The sequence below is a fragment of the Micromonospora sp. NPDC049645 genome (assembly GCF_040675155.1).
Taxonomy (GTDB): domain Bacteria; phylum Actinomycetota; class Actinomycetes; order Mycobacteriales; family Micromonosporaceae; genus Micromonospora.
In genome coordinates, this window is the sequence record NZ_JBFAOI010000029.1 from 1 (window position 1) to 21106 (window position 21106).

The following is a 21106-nucleotide window of genomic DNA, read 5'->3' on the forward strand; positions in this document are numbered from 1 at the left end:
GACGGCGTCGGCGGTGACGGGGCGTTCTTCCTGCTCCTCGACGAACCCGAGGTGTACGGGCTGCCGCCCGACCCGGTGGTGACCACCCGCGACCTGCCGGCCATGTGGAAACGCGCCGGCCTCGCCGCCCTGGCGATGACCGCCGCGACCGTGTTCGCGTTCCTGGGTAGGCGAGCATGACCCGCGGCGGTGAGCGGCTCACCGTGCCGCCGGCCGAGTTCACCTCCTACTACGGCCGCCCGATCCTCAAACCGCCGGTGTGGAAGCGCGACATCGCCGGCTACCTGTTCACCGGCGGCCTCGCCGCCGGGGGAGCGTTGATCGGCGCGGGGGCGCAGCTGACCGGCCGACCCGACCTGCGGCAGGTGGGACGGTGGACGGCGCTGGGCGGCGTCACCGCGAGCGCGTACCTGCTGGTGCACGACCTCGGTCGACCAGCCCGGTTCCACCACATGCTCCGGATCGCCAAGCTGACCTCGCCGATGTCGGTCGGCACCTGGATCCTCACCGTCTTCGGGCCGTTGGCCGGTGTCGCCGCGGTCGCCGAGATCGCGCCGCGACTGCCCCGGCACGGCGTGCTCGGCCTCGCCCGTCGACTGGCGCCACCGGTCGGTGACGTCGCCGGGCTGGCCGCCGCGGCGACCGCCCCGGCGCTGGCCACCTACACCGGGGTGCTTCTCGCCGACACCGCCGTACCGTCCTGGCACGACGCGTACCCCTCACTGCCGTTCGTGTTCGCCGGCAGCGCCCTCGCCGCCGCGTCCGGGATCGGTCTGATCGCCGCGCCCGCCTCCCAGACCGCCCCGCTGCGGCGACTCGCCCTCGCCGCCGCGACCACCGAGGTACTCGGCGGTCGCCAACTGGAGCGGATGGGCCTGACCGGTGAGCCCTACCGGCGCGGTCGCAGCGGTCGCCTCGTCAAGGCCGGGCGCGTGCTACTCGGCGTGGGCGCGGTCGCCGCGCTGTTCAGCCGACGCAGCCCGGTCCTGTCGGCGCTCTCCGGGGCAGCTCTCGTCGCCTCGTCCGTCGCCACCCGGTTCGGCGTCTTCGAGGCCGGCATGGCCTCGGCGCGGGACCCGAAGTACACGGTGGTGCCGCAACGGGAGCGACTCGATCGACGGGAGGGCCGGTCGCCGGCCGAGAAGGGGACATAGCTCGACCAGCAGGCGCCAGCCAATGAGCCGGCAGACGGGGGACTCAGCTCATGGCACACACCGCAACTGACGCAGGAAGACCCACACCGACGCGAGGGCGATGGAACCTCGTCATCGCCGCCGTGCTCGTGCAACTCGCGCTCGGCGCGGTGTACGCGTGGAGTGTGTTCAACACACCGCTACAGCAGGAGTTCGGCTGGGCCAAGTGGCAGGCGGTGCTGCCGTTCGAGGTGGCGATCGGGACGATCTTCATCGGCAGTCTGATCGGTGGACGTATCCAGGACCGGCGTGGGCCACGACCGGTCGCGCTCGGCGGCGGCGTGCTCTACGCGGTCGGCAACATGCTGGCCGCGCTCACCTCGTCCAAGGACGACCTCTGGTTGCTGGTGCTCACCTACGGCGTGCTCGGAGGCATCGGCCTCGGGGCCGCCTACATCACCCCGATCGCGATGCTGTCCAAGTGGTTCCCGGACCGGCGCGGACTGATCACCGGTATCGCCGTCGCCGGGTTCGGCTTCGGCGCCGTGATCGTCGCCCCGGTGGCGAAGCGGCTGCTCAACGGCACCGACGACCCGACGCACGTGTTCTTCCCGCTGGGCGTCGCGTACCTGATCGCGATCCTGCTCGGCGCGTCCTTCTTCCGTAACCCGCCGGCCGGCTACCAGGTGCCCGGGTTCACCCCGAAGACCACCGGTCGGGCCCTCGCGGGCACCCGGGTCTACACGCTGCGCGAGGCCCTGCGTACCCGGCAGTGGTACATGCTCACCGGCATCCTCGCGCTCAACGTGGCCTGCGGCATCGCGCTGATCTCCCAGGCGTCGGACGCCACCCAGGTCATCACCGGGGCGAGCGCGGCGACCGCCGCCACCCTGGTCGGCGTCCTCGGTCTGTTCAACGGCGCCGGGCGGGTGGTCTGGGCGTGGCTGTCCGACCGCACCGGGCGGATGGCGGCGTTCTTCGGGATGCTGCTGTTGCAGGCGATCTGCTTCTTCATCCTGCCGCACGCGGCGTCGCTCGCGCTCTTCGCGGTTCTCGCCGCGCTGGTCTACCTGGCCTACGGGGGAGGCTTCGGCACGATGCCCGCCACCGCGGCCGACTACTTCGGCACACCCAACGGCGGTGCCATCTACGGCGCGATGATCGTGGCCTGGAGCATCGGGGGCGTGGTCGGCCCGTTGGTCACGGCGTTGCTCTACGAGGCGAGCGGCAAGAGCTACACGTTGCCGTTCACGGTCATCGCGATCGTGGCCCTGGTGGCCCTGGTGCTACCACCGATCACCCGAATGCCCACCGACCCAGGCCCCCCGTCACCCAACCGCTAAACCCGACCCCCCGCCCCCCCCGCCCCCGCCCACCCCCACCCCCGCTCCCACCCCCGCTCGTCGATCATGGAGTTGTGGTGGGCGACAAACCTGTCGTCGGGTGCCAAGTCCGGCACCACAACTCCATGATCGACGCTGTCGGCCGGGGGGTCACCCGGCGCTGTCAGGATCGTTCGACCCGCGCCTGTTGGTGATCGGTCAGGCGAAGCCCGACGCCGCGAACGACATCGATGGTGGCGCCGGTGCCCAGGTCGTGCAGCTTGCGGCGCAGACGCTTCACCAGCGACTGCACGTCCGCCTTGCGTTCGCGCCCCTCGTCACCCCAGACCGACCGGTGCAGCTCGGCGTAGCTCCACACCCGGGCCGGCTCGGTGATCAGGCAGGTCAGCAGGTCGTGTTCCAGGCGGGTGAGGTCGACCTCCCGGTCTCCGCAGCGGGCACTGGAGCGTGCCGAGTCGATCACCAGGGTGACGACCGGCGCTGGTTCGGGCGGGGTGGCGGCCTGCTGCGGAGCGGAGATCAGCCGGCGCAGCTCGTCGAGGTCGGACACCAGCAGGAGCGGTGCGATGCCGTCCAGAATCTCGGCGAGTCGGATGCGCTCGGCCGCCGACGGGGTCACGGCGATCAGCAGTGGGAACGGCTCGTCGGCCGGATCATCCCTGTTCGCCGTTGCCTCGTCGTCTTCGGCCACCCGCACCGCCCGGGATCGATGGGCATCCCTGCCCAGCTCTCGTCATGGTCCTGACAATGATTGGCAGGCGCGCCGCCTGTCAGGGCAACTCTTAGCGACAAGTTGCTCACGGCAAGTTCTTGATCGTCCGTTCTTCTCGATCATAGTGTCCACTCGGGCAACCGGCGTGACCCGCGCGGTGCATGGGGGGAGTTCCACCATGGCCCATCACACCCTGGGTCGTTCTGAGGGAGGCAGCACCGATGTTCAGACGTCCACAATGGCGGCGCACAGCCAGATCACTGGTGAGCGCCGGCGCGGCGACGGTCCTCGTCGCGACATGCTTGGCCACCATCGGCTCGGGCGCGCAGGCCGCGCCGGGCGGTGCGATGGGGGCGGGCGCCCCGACCGGCGACAAGATCCGACCGGAGCTCGCCAAGCAGCTTCAGGCCAAGAGTGAAGGGGACTTCTGGATCCGGTTCAAGGACCGGGCCGACCTCAGCAAGGCCAGTGCCATCAAGGACTGGTCGAAGCGTGGCACGGCGGTGGCGGACGCGTTGCGCAAGACCGCCGCGGCGAGCCAGGGCAAGATCCGGGCCGACCTCGACAGCTCGGGCGCGAAGTACCAGACCTTCTGGGCCACCAACGCGATCAAGGTGAGCAGCGGCTCGCTGGCGATGGCGCAGAAGTTCGCCGGGCACTCGGAGGTCGAGGGCCTCTACGCCCCGGTCGCCTACAAGGTGCCCGAGACCACCAAGGGCACCGACGAGAAGACCGTGAACGCCCTGGAGTGGGGCATCGCCAACATCAACGCTGACGACGTCTGGTCCCAGTACGGCGTCAAGGGCGAGGGCATCACCATCGCGAACATCGACACCGGGGTGCAGTTCAACCACCCGGCGCTGGTCAACTCCTACCGGGGCAACAACGGTGACGGGACGTTCGACCACAACTACAACTGGTTCAACGCTGCCGAGGCCACCGGCGCCTGCGCGACCGCCCCCTGCGACGGCGATGGTCACGGCACGCACACGATGGGCACCATGGCCGGCTCCGAAGGCGCGAACCAGATCGGTGTCGCCCCCGGAGTGAAGTGGATCGCGGCGAACGGTTGCTGCCCCAGTGACGCCGCTCTGGTCGAATCCGGTCAGTGGATGCTCGAACCGCTGGACCTCAACGGTCAGAACGCGGACGCGAGCAAGCGACCGAACGTCATCAACAACTCGTGGGGCACCCGGGACCCGTCCAACGAGCCGTTCATGGAGGACGTGACGGACGCCTGGGCCGCGTCCGGGATCTTCGGCGTCTGGTCCAACGGCAACAGTGGACCGGCCTGCCAGAGCAGTGGCTCGCCGGGCAGCCTCGCCAGCAACTACTCGACCGGCGCGTACGACGTCAACAACAACGTCGCCGGCTTCTCCGCTCGCGGCGCCGGTCAGAACGGTGAGATCAAGCCCAACATCTCGGCGCCGGGTGTGAACGTCCGGTCGAGTATTCCGGGCAGTTCCTACGGCAGCATCAGCGGTACCTCGATGGCCGCGCCGCACCTCGCGGGTGCGATCGCGCTGCTGTACTCGGCGGCTCCGTCGCTGATCGGTGACGTCGCCGCGACCCGTGCGCTGCTCAACGGCGCGGCGGTCGACAAGGCCGACGACCAGTGCGGTGGCACCGCCGCCGACAACAACGTCTACGGCGAGGGCCGGTTGGACGCCCTCGCGTTGCTCGACGCCGCCCCGACCGGCGACATCGGTACTCTGGCCGGCACGGTCACCGACTCCGCCACCGGCGCCCCGATCGCCGGTGCGACCCTGACGCTGACCGGCCCGACCGCGCGTGAGCTGACCACCGGCGCCGACGGCAAGTTCTCGACCCAGCTCCCGACCGGCGACTACCAGGTCGCCGTGGCGGCGTTCGGCTACGGCAGCACCACCAAGCCGGCGACAGTCACCAAGGGGGCGACCACGACGCTCAACGTCGCGCTCACGGCAGTGCCGAGCGTCAACGTCACCGGATCGGTCACCGACGGCTCCGGTCACGGTTGGCCGCTGTACGCGAAGGTGACCGTGACCGGCGTGTCCGGCGTCTACGACTACACCACCCCGTCGAACGGCCGCTACAGCATCAAGCTGCCGGCCGGGCAGACCTACACCCTGAGGTACGAGTCGCAGTACCCGGGCTACCAGACGGTCACCAAGGAGGTCGTGGTCGGCTCGGGCAACGTCACCGCCAACGTCGCGGTGCCGGTGGACACCACCGTCTGCACCACCGCGCCCGGATACACGTTCGGCTCCGACGGTGAGTACGAGACCTTCGACGCCACGACCACGCCGGCCGGCTGGACCGTCGTGGACAACGCGGGCAGCGGTCAGGTCTGGAAGTTCACCGACGATGGCGACCGGGGCAACCTGACCGGCGGCAGCGGCAACTTCGCGATGATCGACAGTGACGCCTACGGCGCCGGCAGCAGCCAGGATTCGTCCCTGGTCAGCCCGGTGGTCAACCTGACCGGCGTCACGGCCCCGGTCATCCGGTTCAACCAGGACTTCAACCAGCTCAACGACGACACCGCCGACGTCGACCTGAGCATCGACGGCGGTGCCACCTGGACCAACGTGCTCCGGCAGGAGACGGACGTCCGAGGGCCGAAGCTGACCGAGATCCCGATCCCGCAGGCCGCCGGCAAGGCGCAGGTGCAGGTGCGGTTCCACTACTACGACGCCTCGTACGAGTGGTGGTGGGAGGTCGACAACGTCCTGATCGGCAGCCAGGTCACCTGCGTGCCGGTCGACGGCGGTCTGGTCGTCGGCAACGTCCGCGACAAGAACGACGACAGCTACGTCAACGGCGCGACCGTGACCAGCAAGGACCGGCCCGCCGAGAAGGCCGTCACCGTGGCGACCCCGGACGACCCGGGGCTGGCCGACGGCTTCTACTGGATCTACTCGTCGCTGACCGGTTCGCACCCGTTCACCGCGACCGCCGGCAACTACGTCAGCCAGACCAAGCAGGTCGACGTCGAGGCCGACTGGGCGACCACGGCGAACTTCCAGCTCGCGGCCGGTCGACTGTCGGTGACGCCGACTCAGCTGAGCGCGACGTTGCAGATGCCCAACGGCAAGACCAGCAAGACGTTCACGGTGACCAACACCGGCGGCGCGCCGGTCGAGGTCAAGTTCAGCGAGCGGGACAACGGATTCGAACTCCTCCGGGCGGACGGGTCCAAGGTCACCCGGCAGGAGGTGCTCGGGTCCAGCGGCGCTCCGGAGCAGCGGCTCACCGTACCGACGTCGTTCGCCGCCAAGGCGTCCGGCAAGGAGGCCAAGGCCGCCGCCGCGGCGGTCGGCCCGCAGGCGGCGCCGTGGACCGACATCGCCGACTACCCGGCCGCGATCATGGACAACCGGGTGGTCAACCTGGACGGCAAGGTGTACACGCTCGGTGGCGGCGACGGTAGCGCCTCCACCACCAAGAACTACGCCTACGACCCGGCCGCGCAGACCTGGACGGCCATCGCCGACCTTCCCGGCGCGCGCAACGCCCTGACCGCCGGCGTGGTGAACGGCAAGATCATCGTCACTGGTGGTTGGGGCGACGCCGGCCCGGACTCCGCCACCTGGTCGTACGACCCGGGGGCGAACACCTGGACGGAGCTGGCCGACAACCCGGCGCCGCGGGCCGCCGCCGGCCAGGCCGTCGTCGACGGCAAGCTGTACGCGGTCGGTGGCTGCACGACCGCGGCCTGCCTGCCGATGTCGAACAGCGTGGTCCGGTACGACCCGGGCACCGACAGCTGGGAAACGATGGCCAACTACCCGAAGTCGGTGGCCTTCGCCTCCTGCGGCGGGATCGACGGCGTCCTCTACTGCACCGGCGGTAACGACGGTTCCGCCGCGCAGAAGTCCAGCTACGCCTTCGACCCGGGTGCCAACACCTGGACCGCCATCGCGGACGCGCCGGCCGACAACTGGGCCAGCGCGTACGCCGTCGCCAACGGCAAGCTCCTCGTCGTCGGTGGTTCGCAGGGTGGGGCCATCAGCAACGCGGGCTTCGCCTTCGACCCGGCCGCCGGTTCGTGGTCCAACCTGCCGAACGCGAACACCGCGCGGTACCGCGGCGGCGCGGCGTGCGGCTTCTACAAGATCGGCGGCTCGTCCGGCAGCTTCAACGCGGCTCCGGACAGCGAGGCGCTCCCGGGCTTCGAGGGATGCTCCGAGTCGGCCGCCGACGTCAGCTGGATGACCATCGACAAGTCGGCGGTCACCCTCGCACCGGGTGAGAAGGTCACGGTCACCGTCGGTCTGACGGCGAACGTGGACCAGCCGGGCACCTACTCCGGCGCGGTCGGGATCTCCGAGAACACCCCGTACTCGGTGGCGCCGGTCGCGGTGACCATGACCGCGAACCCCCCGAAGACCTGGGGCAAGCTCATGGGTACGGTCACCGGCACCAGCTGCCAGGGTGCGACCTCGCCGCTCACCGGCGCGGTCGTGCAGGTCGACTCGTGGGCGGCGTCGTACACCTTCGCCACCGATGCCGAGGGCAAGTACGCCTACTGGGTGGACCGCCGCAACAACCCGCTCACGATGATCGTCGCCAAGGACGGCTGGAAGCCGCAGACCCGTCAGACGAGGATCGACACCACCACTCCCACCGTGGAGAACTTCGGGTTGGCGCCCATCAGGTGCTGACGCCCGATCGCTAGACGAGTCCGGCCCGCCTGGTCGCAGACCAGGCGGGCCGGCCCGCGTCCGGGGTGATCAGACGGGGGCGAGCCGGAATCCGACGCCGCGTACCGAGTGGATCGTCGCGGCGGCGTTCAGGCTGGCGAGCTTGCCGCGCACCCGGCGGATCACCGAGTGCATGTCGGAGCCGCGGCCGAGGTGCCGGTTGCCCCAGACCTCAAGGTGCAGCCGCTCATAGGTCCAGACCTGCCCGGGTGCGTGCACCAGGCAGAGCAGGACGTCGTGCTCCAGCCGGGTCAGGTCGATCTCCTGGTCGCGCCACCGCAGCACGCGGCGGTCGGAGTCGACGGCCAGGTCCGGCGGCGGTGGCTGTGGGCTCGGCGCCACCTCGGCGAGCATGGTCCTGGTCGGGGCAGCCGGCGCGGGTGGCGTCTCGACCACCCCGAGGAACTCTCGTGCCTGGTCGACGGTCGAGACGATCAGGAAGGCGTCACTGCCGCCGAGCAGCCGGGCCAGATGCCGGCGCTCGGCCGGCGAGGATGCGATGCCGATGACCAGGCTGGAAACTGGAATTCCCTGCATTCCGCAAACACCTTCCGGTTCCCCAACTCACTCCGGATGGATTTTTCGCACACCGAACCAGACATCGATCGGCGTCCTGACCCTAGTGGTGGCTGATCTCGGCTGGGTAAAACATAGTTGCATGTAAGCATGTGAATCCCGTTCGGTCGTCCAGGTCCACCCGGGCCCACCGCCGACGATCCGCTTCCGCGGGAGCGGCGGGGTGGTTGTGACAGAACCAAGACATTCCGTGGACGGCGTACGGACCTGCCGGGGCGAGCATGGTCGTCATGTCCATCGGATCGTCGTACTCCGTCGGGCGGTCGACGCCCGGCCCGCAGCCGGCGCGACCGTTGCCCCACACCCGCGCCGCGGTGCCGCTCGGGCTTCGGCTGTTCGCGGCGGCGCTGTGCGGTCTGGTCGCCCTGGTCCTCACCGCCGCCGTCTTCGTCCGCACGTACCCCGGGCAGTGGCTGGACGGTGTGCTCCTGCCGCGTGCCGAGCGCGGCGGCGGGTACGAGCAACAGACCGACCTGGTGGGTCCGGCCAAGACCGTGCTGGCGACCTTCGGCAGTCCGACGCTCATCGCGGCGCTGCTCGGCGCGGTGCTGCTGCTGGGTGCGCTCCGCCGCCGACTCGTGGCCGGGGTCGTCGGGGTGGGCGTGGTCGTCGGCACGGTGCTGGTGGCCGGCGCGGTGAAGTCGGCGTTGCCCCGTCCGGATCTGCGGATCGAGAGTTCGACCACCCACAACAGCTTCCCCAGCGGCCACGTCGCGGCGGCGACCGCCCTGCTGCTGGCGTTCATGCTGGTCCTGCCCGGGTGGGCGCGGCGGTATCTGGCGGTGCCGGGCGCCGCGGGTGTCTCGGCGATCGCCTCCGCCACGATGATCGCGGGCTGGCACCGGTTCAGCGACGTGCTCGGTGGCGTACTGCTGGGGGTGACCGTGTTCTGCCTGGCCGCCGCCGCGTTGACGGCCTGGCCCGGCGACCGCGACGCGGCCCGCGGTCCGGTTGGCGGCAGCCGCCGGCGCGGGCTGGCCGAGGCGGGCGTCGGGCTGGTGGGGCTGCTCGGGGCGCTGCTGGTGGTCGTGCCCGGTCTGGCCGCGTCGCTGCAACGCGGGGCGCTGGCCGCCATCGTGGCCACGGCCGCGTCGACGATGTTCCTGGTGGGCGCGGTGGTGTTCCTGGTGCGTGCGACGGATTTCGCGGTGCCGATTCCGGTGCGTGGGCCCGCGCGGTCACGGCCATCGACCGCCGTGCGAAAGATGTCATGATGGGATACTTGGCGACATGTCCCACGTGCTGTTGATCGAAGACCACCAGACGGTGCGCGACGGACTGCAGTTGGCGCTCACCCGGCAGGGTCACACGGTGCATGCCGTGGGGACCGGTGAGCAGGGGCTGGAGCGGCTGCGCACGACCCCGTCGGATGTCGTGGTCCTCGATCTCATGCTGCCCGGGATGGACGGGTTCGAGGTCTGCCGCCGGATTCGGCAACTCGGCGACCTGCCGATCATCATGCTCACCGCCCGCAACGACGACATGGACGTGGTGGCGGGCCTGGAGGCCGGCGCCGACGACTACGTGGTCAAGCCGGTGCAGGCCCGGGTCCTCGAGGCGCGCATCCGCGCGGTGCTGCGACGGACCGGCGGCGACTCGCGGCGCGGCGGCGAGCGGGCCGGCCCGGAACAACACGGCGCGCTGACCATCGACCGGGCCGCGCTGGTGGTCAGCAAGGACGGGACGCCGGTCAGCCTCGCCCCGACGGAGCTGCGGCTGCTGCTCGAACTCTCGCACACACCGGGGCAGGTGCTCAGCCGCCAGCAGCTGCTGGAGGCCGTGTGGGAGCACGGTTACCTCGGTGACTCACGGCTCGTGGACGCGTGCGTCCAGCGGGTACGCGCCAAGATCGAGGCCGATTCGTCGGCGCCGGTCTTCATCCAGACCGTGCGTGGTTTCGGATACCGGTTCGGGCCGCTGTGACCTTCTGGCACCGGTTCGCCGCCCGGGTCTCCGGCCTGCGGGTCCGGCTGCTGCTGGCGTTCGCCCTGCTCGGTGTCACCACGACGGCGGTCGTGGCCAGCGGCAGCTACATCCAGGCCCGCAAGGTCATCCTCCAACAGGCACAGGACGCCGCCGTGGTGTCGCTGACCGACCAGCTCACCAAGGTCTACCCGATCGCCCAGCTCCCGCCCACCCAGGACGAGCTGGACCTGCTGGCCCAGCGGCTGTCCGACCGGGAGGGATTCGCGGTGGTCGTCTACCGGGACATGCGGTCGCAGGGCTCGTTGACGCCCGACCCGCTCACCGCCGAGCTGCGGCAGGAGGTCGGCGAGCGTCACATCGCCTGGCAGCGTGTCTCACTGGACGGGCAACCCACGCTGCTCATCGGCACCGAACTGATGCTCGACCGGTCCGACGGCACGTCCCGGCCGTCCGGGCTGCAGGTCTACTCGGTGCGCAGCCTCCTGCCCGAGCAGCAGAGCATCGACCGGCTCGCCACTCTGGCGTGGTTGACCGGTGCGCTGTCCCTGGCCCTCGCCGTCCTGCTGGCCCTGCTGGCCGCCCGTGGCGTGCTGCGGCCGGTACGCGACCTGGGCCGGGCGGCGCGCCGCCTCGGCGAGGGCGACCTGACCACCCGGCTGACCGTCCGGGGCGTCGACGAGCTGGCCGACGTGGCGCGGACCTTCAACGACACCGCGGGCACGCTGGAGCGGCAGGTGGGGGAGCTGCGCCGGATGGAATCCGACGCCCGCCGCTTCGTGGCGGACGTCTCGCACGAACTCCGTACGCCGTTGGCAGCGATGACAGCGGTCACCGACGTGCTCGACGAGGAGGCCGACCACCTGCCCGGAGACGCGGGCCGGGCCGCTCGGCTGGTCAGCCAGGAGACGCAGAACCTCACCCAACTGGTGAACGACCTCATCGAGGTCAGCAGGTTCGACTCCGGCACGGCGCGGCTCGCCCTGGACGACGTGGACGTGGCCGCCGCGGTGACCGCGACCCTGCGGATCCGCGGTTGGGCCGACCGGGTACGCGCCGAACTACCGCCCGGAGTCGTGGCCCGGCTCGACCCCCGCCGGCTGGACGTCATCGTCGCCAACCTGGTCGGCAACGCCTTCCGGCACGGTGCCGAACCGGTCTCCGTGCGGATGAGCGCCGACCCGGACTGGGTCACCGTCGAGGTGGCCGACCGGGGACCGGGACTGGACCCGGAGGTGTTGCCGCACGTCTTCGACCGCTTCTACAAGGCCGACACCGCGCGTACCCGATCCGAGGGCAGCGGCCTCGGCCTCGCCATCTCCTGGGAGAACGCACGCCTGCACCGCCACGGCGAGCGCCGGGGGACCCTGGTCGCCGGCAATGGTCCCGGTGGCGGCGCGATCTTCACGCTCCGGCTACCCCGCGACACGACCGACGCCGGAGGTGCCCGGTGACCGGTCGGCGGATCGTTCGCGCGCTGCTCGCCGGCGGGCTTCTGCTGCCCACGCTGGTCGCGGCGGGGTGCGGGGTGCGGCCCAGCGGGGTCATCACCGGTCGTTCCGCGGTCAGCGGCCCGGCGCAGGGCGTCGGCGTCTACCTGATCGGGCAGGGCGAACTCGCGTTGGTGCTGCGCCCGGCGAAGGTGGCACCCCCACTCGCCGACGTCCTCGCCCTGCTCGCGGCCGGCCCGGAGGAGAACGAACGCCGCCAGGGCCTCACCAGTGAGGTGCCCGCCGGGCTCGACCCGGTCACGGTGACGTCCGCGCCGGACCAGTCCGATGGGCTGACCGTGCGGACGACCACCACGGCGCGGGCGTTGTCGGAGAACGCGGTCGACCAGATCGTCTGCACGGTGGCCGACGCGGCGGCACAGACCGGCCAGACGAAGAGTTTCGTCCCGGTCACCATCGTCGGGCCGGACGGCGCCCGGTCGCCCCGGCGGTGCCCGATCGGCTGACCGGGCACCGCGCGCCGCTCACACCAGGTCGACCGCGCGCTCCCGACGGGGCAACCCGCCGTAGCGGCCGTGGTCCTGGTCGGCCAGCGCGCCGGCGATCAGGATGTCGATCAGGTCGGCGAATCCGATGCCGGCCTGCTGCCAGATCTGCGGGAACTGCGACGCGGCGGTGAAACCGGGGAACGTGTTGACCTCGTTCACGATGGGCTCGGGTGACCCCTCGGCCGGCAGGAAGAAGTCGACCCGCAGCAGCCCCCGGCAGTCGAGGGCCTGGAAGGCGCGGATCGCCCGGTCCTGCAGCACCTCGGTGGTCGCCGCGTCGAGCGGGGCGGGGATCTGGAAGAGCGCCCCGCCGTCGTACTTCGCGTCGTAGTCGAAGAAGCCGGCACCGGTCACCCGGATCTCCAGCGGCGGGCCGGCCTGCACCCGGCCGTCCGGGTGTTGCAGGACGGCCACGTCGATCTCCCGTCCCCGTGCCCCCTGCTCGACGAGCACCTTCGGGTCGACCTGCCGGGCCTGCTCCAGCGCGGCCGGAACCCCGGCCCAGTCGTCCACCTTGACGACGCCCAGGCTCGACCCGGCGCGGGCCGGCTTCACGAAGACCGGCAGCCGCAGCCGATGCCGGTCGTCGGGCGACAGGTCCTCGCCGGGACGCAGGGTCACCCCCGGGCTGACCCGTAGGCCCTCCGCCGCGAGAAGCCGCTTGGTGACGCCCTTGTCCATGCCGGCGGCGCTGGCGAAGACACCGTTGCCGACGTACGGCACGCCGAGCCACTCCAGCAGCGACGACACGGTGCCGTCCTCGCCGTACGGGCCGTGCAGGGCCGGGAAGACCACATCCTGGGCGCGCAGGACACGCAACGCCGCAGGGAGCGGCGTCGGCCGGCCGTCGACCTGCCACCCGCCGTCGCGGTCGATGAGCACCTCGGTCACCCGGTACCGCTCACGGTCCAGGTGGGCGAGGATGCTCGCCGCCGAGCGGCGGGACACCTCGTGCTCGCCGCTCTGCCCGCCGTACAGCACTGCCAGTCGGGTTGTCATGAAGTCCGTGCCCTTCGATGGAGGTGGTCGCGGGCCACCCGGGCCCCGATGCCGGTCAAGATCTCGTGTGGGTTGGTGTCGGCCCAGCGGGCCCACTCGACGACCGTCGGAGGGTTCTGGTCACCGTCGGCGGGGCCGAACACCACGACCGGGTCGCCGATCGCCACGGGAAGATCCCCGGCGTCGACCACGCACTGGTCCATGGCGATGCGCCCGACGATCGGGCACCACCGACCGGCGAGCCACACCGAGGCGCGACCGCCGGTGACCCGGGGCAGCCCGTCGGCGTAGCCGAGCGGCAGCAGCGCCAGCGTGGTCGGTGTGCTGGTCACGTGCTCGGGCCCGTAGGAGACACCCGTGCCGGCCGGCACCCGCTTGACGTTGACCACGCTTGTCCGCAGGGTCATCGCGGCGCGCAGCCCGAACTCGCCCGGACCGCTCGCGCCGAACGGATCCACGCCGTACAGGGCGATCCCGATCCGGCAGAGGTCGAAGCGGGTCCGGGGGGCGCAGAGCGCGGCGGCCGAGTTGGCCAGGTGGGCGAGGTCGGGGTCGAGCCCGGCCGAACGCGCCACCCGCAGCGCCTCCTCGAAGTTCGCCACCTGCCGGGTCAGCTCGGGTGCGCCCGGCACATCGGCGTCGGCGAGGTGGGACCACACCCCGCGCACCCGGATCCCGCCCTCCCGTTCGTACTTGCGGGCCCAACCGACCAACTCGGGCCAGTCGTCCCCGGCGGCCCCGTTGCGGGACAGCCCGGTGTCCGCCTTGAGCTGCACCATCGCCGGTGCGCCGAGCAGCCGGGCCGCGTCGGCGACGGCGTGCAGGTGCGTCGTCGTGGACACGCCGACGTCGACGCCAGCGTTGATCAACATACCGAAGTCGTCGTGCGGGCCGTGCAGCCAGCTCAAGGTGGGTGCGGTCACACCCGCGTCGCGCAGGGCCAGGGCCTCGGCCGCCGAGGTCACCCCCAACCAGCTGGCGCCGGCACGCAGCGCCGCACGGGCCACCTGCACGGCGCCGTGGCCGAACCCGTCCGCCTTCACCACGGCCATCAGCCCGGTGCTGGTGACCGACGCGATCGTCCGTACGTTGGTGACGATCGCGTCGAGGTCGACCAGCGCTTCGGCCAGGGTGCTCATCCGGTCGCCTCCAGCCGGCGTGGGCCGGGAAGCGCGAACAGCCAGCCCGCCCGGACCGCCAGCAGCCCACGGTGGATGGCCAGGCTCAGGCCGATCACCAGGCAGGTCAGCACAATCGGATAACCGAGCACGATCAGGCCCTGAGCGGACCGACCCAGCCCGGAAACCGGTACGAGCAACAGCCGGTGCAGCAGGGCCAGAACCGGCATGTGGACGACGTAGATCGGCAGCGTGATGCGGCCGAGCCTAGCCAGCGGTTCGCTGAGCGCCGACCTCCGGGCCAGCTGGACTGCGGCGGTTATGCCGAAGATCACTGCCAGCGCGGAGACCGCTGGCCAGACCCCGAACCACTGCTGGGCGCCGGTCACCGCCATCGCGGTGAGTGCCAGGACATAGGCGGCCGAGGTCAGCAACAGCCGGCGTCGATCGGCGGTGGCAGCCCACTGGTGGATCTGCGTCCGCAGGTACCGGCCGGCGAGGAAGAAGACCAGGTTCTGGTAGAGGCCGGCACGGTTGCCCGGGGTGTCGAGCAGGCCGGCGGCGGCGACGGCGGAGAGCGCGGCGGCGGGGACCAGGACCAGCGCCCGGGGCACCCGACGGGTTGCCCTGGCGATCGTGAAGTACAGCGCCAGGGCGTACAGGTACCAGAGGTTGGACGGGGTGATGGTGAGCTGCGCCAGCAGGTCGAGGGCCGAGGTGGCGCGGTCGGTCGGCAGCTCCGGCGCGGCGGCGAGGACCACGGTGTGGATCAGCAGCCAGACGCCGTACAGGTAGAGGAACCCGGCGATCCGGCTGCGGGCGACCACCCGCCACGGCCGCTGGACGGCGTTCGCCGCGAAGACGCCCGAGATGGTGAAGAACAGCGGCATCCGCAGCGGAAGGAACTGCTCACCCAGCGTGCCCCACAGGCCCGGCACCGGCAGGCCGAGGTGCCAGTCGATCTGGAGATAGTCCTTCACGACGACGTGCCACAGCACGACGAGGATGATGCAGACGCCCTTGGCGGCATCGGCCCACCGCGCCCGCTCCGATCCGTTGGCGGGCGGGGGTGTGGATCTGGTGCGCGGCCGGTGGCGGAACCGGACGCGGGTCGCGTCGGGGCTCGGGCCGACCGTCCGGGGCTCGGTACGAGACAGCAGTTGGATCACTCACCACAAGTTGCCAGCCGGATATCCCCGGGTGATCCACGAATTGTCATGGGTTGGTAATGGCCGCGGCCGGGCCCGTGCCGCAGGCGGTTCCGAGTCGCCCCGGCGGGCCCAGGGCGGCACTAGGCTCGTGTGGGGAGGTGCCGAACATGAAGATCGGGCTGCACTACTGGAACTACTCGACGCCGGCCGACCCGGCCGCGATCGCACCGACCCTGGCGGAGACGGCGACCATCGCCGAGCAGGCCGGCGTCGCGTCGTTCACCGTGATGGACCACTTCTTCCAGATGGACTCGGTGTTCACCGCCGAGGAGCCGATGCTGGAGGCGTACACCACGCTGGGTTACGTCGCGGCCAAGACTCAGCGGATGACGCTCGGCGTGCTGGTCACCGGCGTGATGTACCGGTATCCGGGTCTGCTCGCCAAGACCGTGACCACCCTCGACGTGCTCTCCGGCGGCCGGGCCCGCCTCGGCATCGGCGCGTCGTGGTACGAGCGGGAGCAGCTCGGCCTGGGGGTGCCGGTCGTGCCGGTGGCCGAGCGGTTCGAGCGACTGGAGGAGACGCTGCGTGTCTGCCGACAGATGTGGAGCGACGACGACGGCCCGTTCGACGGGAAGCACTACCAGCTTGCCGAGACCATCAACTCGCCGCAGCCGCTGAGCCGCCCGCACCCGCCCATCATGATCGGCGGCGGGGGAGAGAAGAAGACCCTGCTGCTGGTGGCCCGCTACGCCGACGCCTGCAACCTGTTCGGTCGCGGCGGCATCGACGACATCGCGCGCAAGCTGGACGTGCTGCGCGGTCACTGCGCCGCCGAGGGCCGCGACTACGACACCGTAGAGAAGACCGTGGTCGCCGCCCGGTCGCCGTTGGCCGACACCGACGGGTTCCTCGCCGAGGTGTCCGAGTACGCCGCGCTCGGTGTGAGCGAGGTGCAGGTGACGCCGGATCGGCACCCGGTCGAGTTCGCCCAGCGGCTCGGCGAGGAGGTGCTGCCCCGGTTGGCCGCCATCGGCTGAATCCTGGCGGCGGTGCGGCTGACCACTGTGCACGAAGCGCGGTCAGGACACCGACGAGGGCTGCCCTCCCGGCCAAGCGGAGGACAGCCCTCGTTCCGTGGCTGGGTCAGGCGACCGAGGCGGGGAACCGTTCCCACACCCGGTGCGCGGCCATCAACTGCTGCACCGCCGTCAGCGCCTCCGTGCCGGAACCCGCCGCCACGACGCCCGGGGTGCCGGCGACGCCGGCCTGCTCCAACACGGTGACGCCGGCGCCCCAGGCGCCGATCGCCTTGGCGTGCCGCCAGCACTCCTCGACCAACAGCAGCACGCGGGGGTCCACGGTCGCCGGAGCCGGCCGGCCCGCCTTGGCGTCGCGGGCGGGCAGGGCATCCGGTGCGGGTGCCGGCGCTCCGGCCAGCAGGACCGCGTCGAACTCGACCGACCGACCGGTGGCGAAGGTGCGCTGCACCGGCAGGTCGCCCACCAGACCGCCGTGCGGGGCGACCAGCAGCGGCACCATGCCGGCGCCGAACACGGCCTGACGGACCTCGTCGACGCCGTCCAGGTCGCCGTCGGGGTCCACCACGATCCCGATCACGCGGCCGTCACTCGGCCACTCCCGACCGACCTGCGACAGCGCCGGGCTGGGTGTGACGTCGGCGAGCGGCACGCTCGGCTGCGGCGCGGGCAGGCCCAGCCCGGTGGCCACCTGCTCGCACAGCACCGGGTCGATGTTGGCGAGGCTCTGCAGCTGCCGTTCCTTGATCGCCTGGTGGTAGCACTTGCCCAGCTCGAAGGTGTACGCCCGGATGATGTGCTCCTTCTCGACCGGCGACATGCTCAGCCAGAAGAGGCGGACCTGGCTGTAGTGGTCGTCGAACGAGGCCGGGTTGGCGCGTACCTTCGGTGCCTGCGCGACCGTGACCGGCACGTCGACGAAGGCGTGCTCGGCGTCCCCGGCGGGGAACGGGTTGCCGCCGTCGAGCGAGTTCGGCCGGTACGGCGCGACGCCCGCGTGCACGGCGTGCTGGTGGAAGCCGTCGCGCAGCATGTCGTTCACGGCGGCGTGCGGGCGGTTGATCGGGATCTGCGCGAAGTTGGGCCCGCCCAGCCGGGTGAGCTGCGTGTCGAGGTACGAGAAGAGTCGGCCCTGCAACAGCGGGTCGTTCGTGACGTCGATGCCCGGCGGAAGGTGGCCGAGGTGGAAGGCGACCTGTTCGGTCTCGGCGAAGAAGTTCGTCGGCGTGCGGTTGAGCACCAGCCTGCCGATCGGCTGCACCTCCGCCAACTCCTCCGGCACGATCTTCGTCGGGTCCAGCAGGTCGATGCCGGCGAACGTCTCTTCGGCAGTGTCCGGGAAGACCTGGATGCCCAGCTCCCACTCCGGGTACGCGCCGGCCTCGATGGCGTCGTAGAGGTCCCGGCGGTGGAAGTCCGGGTCCATGCCGCCGAGCAACTGCGCCTCCTCCCAGGTCAGCGAGTGCACGCCCAGCTTCGGCTTCCAGTGGAACTTGGCCAGCACCGTCTCCCCGGCCTCGTTGACGAGGCGGAAGGTGTGCACGCCGAAGCCCTCCATCGTCCGGTACGAGCGCGGGATGCCCCGGTCGGACATGTTCCAGATGGTGTGGTGCTGCGCCTCGGTGTGCAGCGACACGAAGTCCCAGAAGGTGTCGTGGGCGCTCTGCGCCTGCGGGATCTCCCGGTCCGGATGCGGCTTGCCGGCGTGGATGATGTCCGGGAACTTGATCGCGTCCTGGATGAAGAAGACCGGCATGTTGTTGCCGACCAGGTCGAAGGTGCCCTCGTCGGTGTAGAACTTCGTGGCGAACCCGCGCGTGTCGCGGACCGTGTCGGCCGAGCCCCGCGAACCGAGCACGGTGGAGAACCGGACGAAGACCTCGGTCTCGCGCCCCTTCTTGAGGAAGCCGGCCCTGGTGACCGCCTCGGCGGTGCCGTACGCGGTGAACACACCGTGTGCGCCGGCGCCGCGGGCGTGCACCACGCGCTCCGGAATGCGTTCGTGGTCGAAGTGCGTGATCTTCTCGCGTAGGTGGTGGTCCTGGAGGAGCACCGGGCCGCGCGGTCCGGCCTTGAGCGAGTGGTCGGTGTCGCGCAGCCGCGCCCCGTTGGCGGTCGTGAGGTAGGCCCCCTGCTGACCGTTGGCGGTCGTCGGCGCGCCGGTCTCGGCGCCGGTCGGCGTACGCGTCTGCGGTGCCCCCTGCTCCGGCTTCGGCGGCAGCGGGTCGTGCGGCGTCGTCGGCTCCTCGACGGTCGGTGGCGCGCTTCCGGGCGCACCGGGGACATCCGGGGTGAGGGCGTCGGCGATCTTTCCTGAGGCGGTCTTCACGGCGTTCTTGACCGCCTGGGCGGGCTTGCTGGAATCCACTGAATGAACCTCTCCATGGCACGTGGGCGGGCCGGCGCCTGCCCTGCTACCCCTGGTCAGAGGGTCGAAACACAACTGGTCCCGGCATCCTGCGCCGGGACTGGTGATTTCGCCGATGCCGGGATCGGCGAAGCAGCCAAAACTGACACACGTCGATATCCCTCGACTCTAGGGAGTGCCCGACGTGTCCTCACCAACCACCACCCGTCCCCGTTCCGTCGCAGCCCGAGCCACCCGGTTAGCGCTGGCCGCCGTCCTGGCCGCCGGCGGCGTCCTGGCCGGATCGTCCGGCGCGGCCCAGGCCGCCGGCCCGTACGAGCGGGGCCCGGCCCCGACCACCGCGATCCTGGAGGCCAGCCGTGGCCCCTTCGCCACGGCCTCGCAGAGCGTGTCCTCGCTGAGCGTCACCGGCTTCGGCGGCGGCGTCATCTACTACCCGACCAGCACCAGCGAGGGCACCTTCGGCGCCATCGCCATCTCGCCCGGCTACACCGCCGCCTGGTCCAGCATCAGCTGGCTCGGACCGCGCATCGCCTCGCACGGTTTCGTGGTGATCGGCATCGAGACCAACACCCGACTGGACCAGCCGGACAGCCGGGGTCGGCAGCTGCTCGCCGCGCTGGACTACCTCACCGAGCGCAGCTCGGTGCGCAGCCGGATCGACAGCAGTCGGCTCGCGGTCGCCGGTCACTCGATGGGCGGCGGGGGCAGCCTGGAGGCGGCCTCGGCGCGGCCCTCGTTGCAGGCCGCCGTGCCGCTGGCACCGTGGAACACGGACAAGATCTGGTCCGAACTGCGGGTGCCGACGCTGATCGTCGGTGGTGAGAGCGACACCGTCGCCCCGGTCGCGTCGCACTCCGTGCCGTTCTACAACAGCATCCCGGCCTCCGCCGAGAAGGCGTACCTGGAGCTGAACGGGGCGAGCCACTTCTTCCCGCAGACCACCAACACGCCGACCGCGCGGCAGATGGTGGCCTGGCTGAAGCGGTTCGTCGACGACGACACCCGCTACGAGCAGTTCCTCTGCCCCGGCCCGAGCGGCTCGCAGATCGAGGAGTACCGCAACACCTGCCCCAGCGCCTGACGGCGGTGTCGGGGGCGGTCGCCGCTGGCGGCCGCCCCGTCCGTCTGCCCGCGGGGGCATAGAAGGTCTTGACGCCGTACCCCGGAAACGTACACTGCGAGTGTAAATAACACCCGCCACGACAGAGGGATGGGTGATGGAGCGCGGCCTCGAACTGCACCACATCGGCGTCCGTTTCGGCGGCCTCACCGCCCTCGACGACGTCTCCCTGCGGGTGCCACCCAACCGGGTGGTCGGCGTGATCGGGCCCAACGGCGCGGGCAAGACCACCCTCTTCAACGTGATCTGCGGCTTCGTCGCGCCGGAGACCGGCTCACTCACCCTCGACGGCCAGCCGCTGCGGCCCCGGCCGCACCGGTTGACCCGGCTCGGCATCGCCCGGACGTTGCAGGGCACCGGGCTCTTCGCCGGGCTGAGCGTGCTGGAGAACGTGATGACCGGCGCCTCCCACACCGCCCGCGCGGGCTTCGTCCCGGCGCTGCTCGGCCTGCCGGCCAGCGACCGTGACGAGCGCCGGCTCCGCGAGGACGCCCTGGGCATCCTCGACGAGCTGGGCATCGTCGAGCACGCCGGGGCCGCGCCGACCACGCTGCCCTTCGCCGTACGCCAGCGGGTCGCCCTGGCCCGCGCGCTGGCCGCCCGACCCCGGCTGCTCCTGCTCGACGAGCCAGCCGGTGGTCTCGGCGCCGACGACATCGCCGAGCTGGCGGAGCTGGTCCGGCAGTTGCCCCGGCGGGATGCCGACCCCTGCGCGGTGCTCCTGGTCGAGCACCACATGGACCTGGTGATGGCCGTCTGCGACGACCTCGTGGTGCTCGACTTCGGCCGGGTCATCGCCGCCGGCACCCCGGACGAGATCCGCGACGACCCGGCGGTCACCGACGCCTACCTCGGTGCCACCGTCGAGGAAGAGGTGTCTCCGTGAGCGCGAGGAGTGAGCCGGGTTTGCGAGCCCCGCAGTCGCGAACGAAAGGT

16 protein-coding genes and 1 pseudogene are annotated in these 21106 nt (G+C 71.2%); 11 read left to right on the forward strand and 6 right to left on the reverse strand.

Annotated features, from left to right (window positions below; all coding sequences use genetic code 11):
* The 3 genes and pseudogenes from AB0J33_RS30505 to AB0J33_RS30515 all read left to right on the forward strand — a co-directional run.
* Positions 1-180: pseudogene (locus AB0J33_RS30505) on the forward strand (4Fe-4S ferredoxin); the annotation flags it as partial.
* The gene (nrfD, locus tag AB0J33_RS30510) at positions 177-1154 is read left to right on the forward strand and encodes an NrfD/PsrC family molybdoenzyme membrane anchor subunit (RefSeq protein ID WP_363618495.1); all 978 of its coding nucleotides are present in this window, start codon (positions 177-179) and stop codon (positions 1152-1154) included. The pseudogene AB0J33_RS30505 and the gene nrfD, both read left to right, overlap by 4 nt.
* 122 nt (positions 1155-1276) lie before the next feature.
* Positions 1277-2476 carry an OFA family MFS transporter gene (locus AB0J33_RS30515; protein ID WP_363618498.1) on the forward strand — a complete coding sequence of 400 codons (1200 nt, stop codon included), beginning with the start codon at positions 1277-1279 and terminating at the stop codon, positions 2474-2476.
* A gap of 163 nt (positions 2477-2639) precedes the next feature.
* Here the strand turns inward: AB0J33_RS30515 and AB0J33_RS30520 are convergent, their stop codons facing one another.
* Complete coding sequence (locus AB0J33_RS30520) at positions 2640-3167, reverse strand: winged helix-turn-helix domain-containing protein (protein ID WP_363618500.1); 528 nt, start codon at positions 3165-3167, stop codon at positions 2640-2642.
* A gap of 284 nt (positions 3168-3451) precedes the next feature.
* Here AB0J33_RS30520 and AB0J33_RS30525 point away from each other — a divergent pair, with 284 nt between their 5' ends.
* Positions 3452-7834, forward strand: a complete 4383-nt coding sequence (locus AB0J33_RS30525; RefSeq protein ID WP_363618502.1) for a S8 family serine peptidase — start codon at positions 3452-3454, stop codon at positions 7832-7834.
* A 69-nt stretch (positions 7835-7903) separates the two neighbouring features.
* Here the strand turns inward: AB0J33_RS30525 and AB0J33_RS30530 are convergent, their stop codons facing one another.
* Positions 7904-8410 carry a winged helix-turn-helix domain-containing protein gene (locus tag AB0J33_RS30530; RefSeq protein WP_363618504.1) on the reverse strand — a complete coding sequence of 169 codons (507 nt, stop codon included), beginning with the start codon at positions 8408-8410 and terminating at the stop codon, positions 7904-7906.
* Positions 8411-8679: 269 nt separating this feature from the next.
* Between AB0J33_RS30530 and AB0J33_RS30535 the strand changes: the two genes are divergently transcribed.
* From AB0J33_RS30535 to AB0J33_RS30550, 4 genes are read left to right on the forward strand one after another with little or no spacing between them, the layout of a single operon-like run.
* Positions 8680-9663 carry a phosphatase PAP2 family protein gene (locus AB0J33_RS30535; protein ID WP_363618506.1) on the forward strand — a complete coding sequence of 328 codons (984 nt, stop codon included), beginning with the start codon at positions 8680-8682 and terminating at the stop codon, positions 9661-9663.
* A gap of 16 nt (positions 9664-9679) precedes the next feature.
* Complete coding sequence (locus tag AB0J33_RS30540) at positions 9680-10372, forward strand: response regulator transcription factor (protein ID WP_363618508.1); 693 nt, start codon at positions 9680-9682, stop codon at positions 10370-10372.
* A complete protein-coding gene (locus tag AB0J33_RS30545) occupies positions 10369-11826 on the forward strand; it encodes a HAMP domain-containing sensor histidine kinase (RefSeq protein WP_363618509.1) in 1458 nt (485 codons plus the stop codon). The genes AB0J33_RS30540 and AB0J33_RS30545 overlap by 4 nt, the downstream gene beginning before the upstream one ends.
* Positions 11823-12329: a hypothetical protein gene (locus AB0J33_RS30550; protein ID WP_363618510.1), complete on the forward strand. Its 507-nt coding sequence runs from the start codon at positions 11823-11825 to the stop codon at positions 12327-12329. Before AB0J33_RS30545 ends, AB0J33_RS30550 begins: the two co-directional genes overlap by 4 nt.
* An 18-nt stretch (positions 12330-12347) precedes the next feature.
* Here the strand turns inward: AB0J33_RS30550 and AB0J33_RS30555 are convergent, their stop codons facing one another.
* From AB0J33_RS30555 to AB0J33_RS30565, 3 genes are read right to left on the reverse strand one after another with little or no spacing between them, the layout of a single operon-like run.
* The gene (locus tag AB0J33_RS30555) at positions 12348-13370 is read right to left on the reverse strand and encodes a D-alanine--D-alanine ligase family protein (protein WP_363618512.1); all 1023 of its coding nucleotides are present in this window, start codon (positions 13368-13370) and stop codon (positions 12348-12350) included.
* Complete coding sequence (gene alr / locus AB0J33_RS30560; RefSeq protein ID WP_363618514.1) at positions 13367-14509, reverse strand: alanine racemase; 1143 nt, start codon at positions 14507-14509, stop codon at positions 13367-13369. Before alr ends, AB0J33_RS30555 begins: the two co-directional genes overlap by 4 nt.
* Complete coding sequence (locus AB0J33_RS30565) at positions 14506-15657, reverse strand: acyltransferase (protein WP_363618516.1); 1152 nt, start codon at positions 15655-15657, stop codon at positions 14506-14508. Before AB0J33_RS30565 ends, alr begins: the two co-directional genes overlap by 4 nt.
* Before the next feature lie 149 nt (positions 15658-15806).
* Between AB0J33_RS30565 and AB0J33_RS30570 the strand changes: the two genes are divergently transcribed.
* Complete coding sequence (locus AB0J33_RS30570; protein WP_363618518.1) at positions 15807-16679, forward strand: LLM class F420-dependent oxidoreductase; 873 nt, start codon at positions 15807-15809, stop codon at positions 16677-16679.
* Positions 16680-16785: 106 nt separating this feature from the next.
* Here the strand turns inward: AB0J33_RS30570 and AB0J33_RS30575 are convergent, their stop codons facing one another.
* Positions 16786-19047, reverse strand: a complete 2262-nt coding sequence (locus AB0J33_RS30575) for a catalase (protein WP_363618520.1) — start codon at positions 19045-19047, stop codon at positions 16786-16788.
* Between the two features lie 184 nt (positions 19048-19231).
* Between AB0J33_RS30575 and AB0J33_RS30580 the strand changes: the two genes are divergently transcribed.
* Together AB0J33_RS30580 and AB0J33_RS30585 are read left to right on the forward strand one after the other, a co-directional pair.
* Positions 19232-20131, forward strand: coding sequence for an alpha/beta hydrolase (locus AB0J33_RS30580; protein WP_363618522.1), 900 nt, complete (start codon positions 19232-19234; stop codon positions 20129-20131).
* A gap of 136 nt (positions 20132-20267) precedes the next feature.
* A complete protein-coding gene (locus tag AB0J33_RS30585) occupies positions 20268-21056 on the forward strand; it encodes an ATP-binding cassette domain-containing protein (protein ID WP_363618524.1) in 789 nt (262 codons plus the stop codon).
* Positions 21057-21106: the final 50 nt, after the last annotated feature.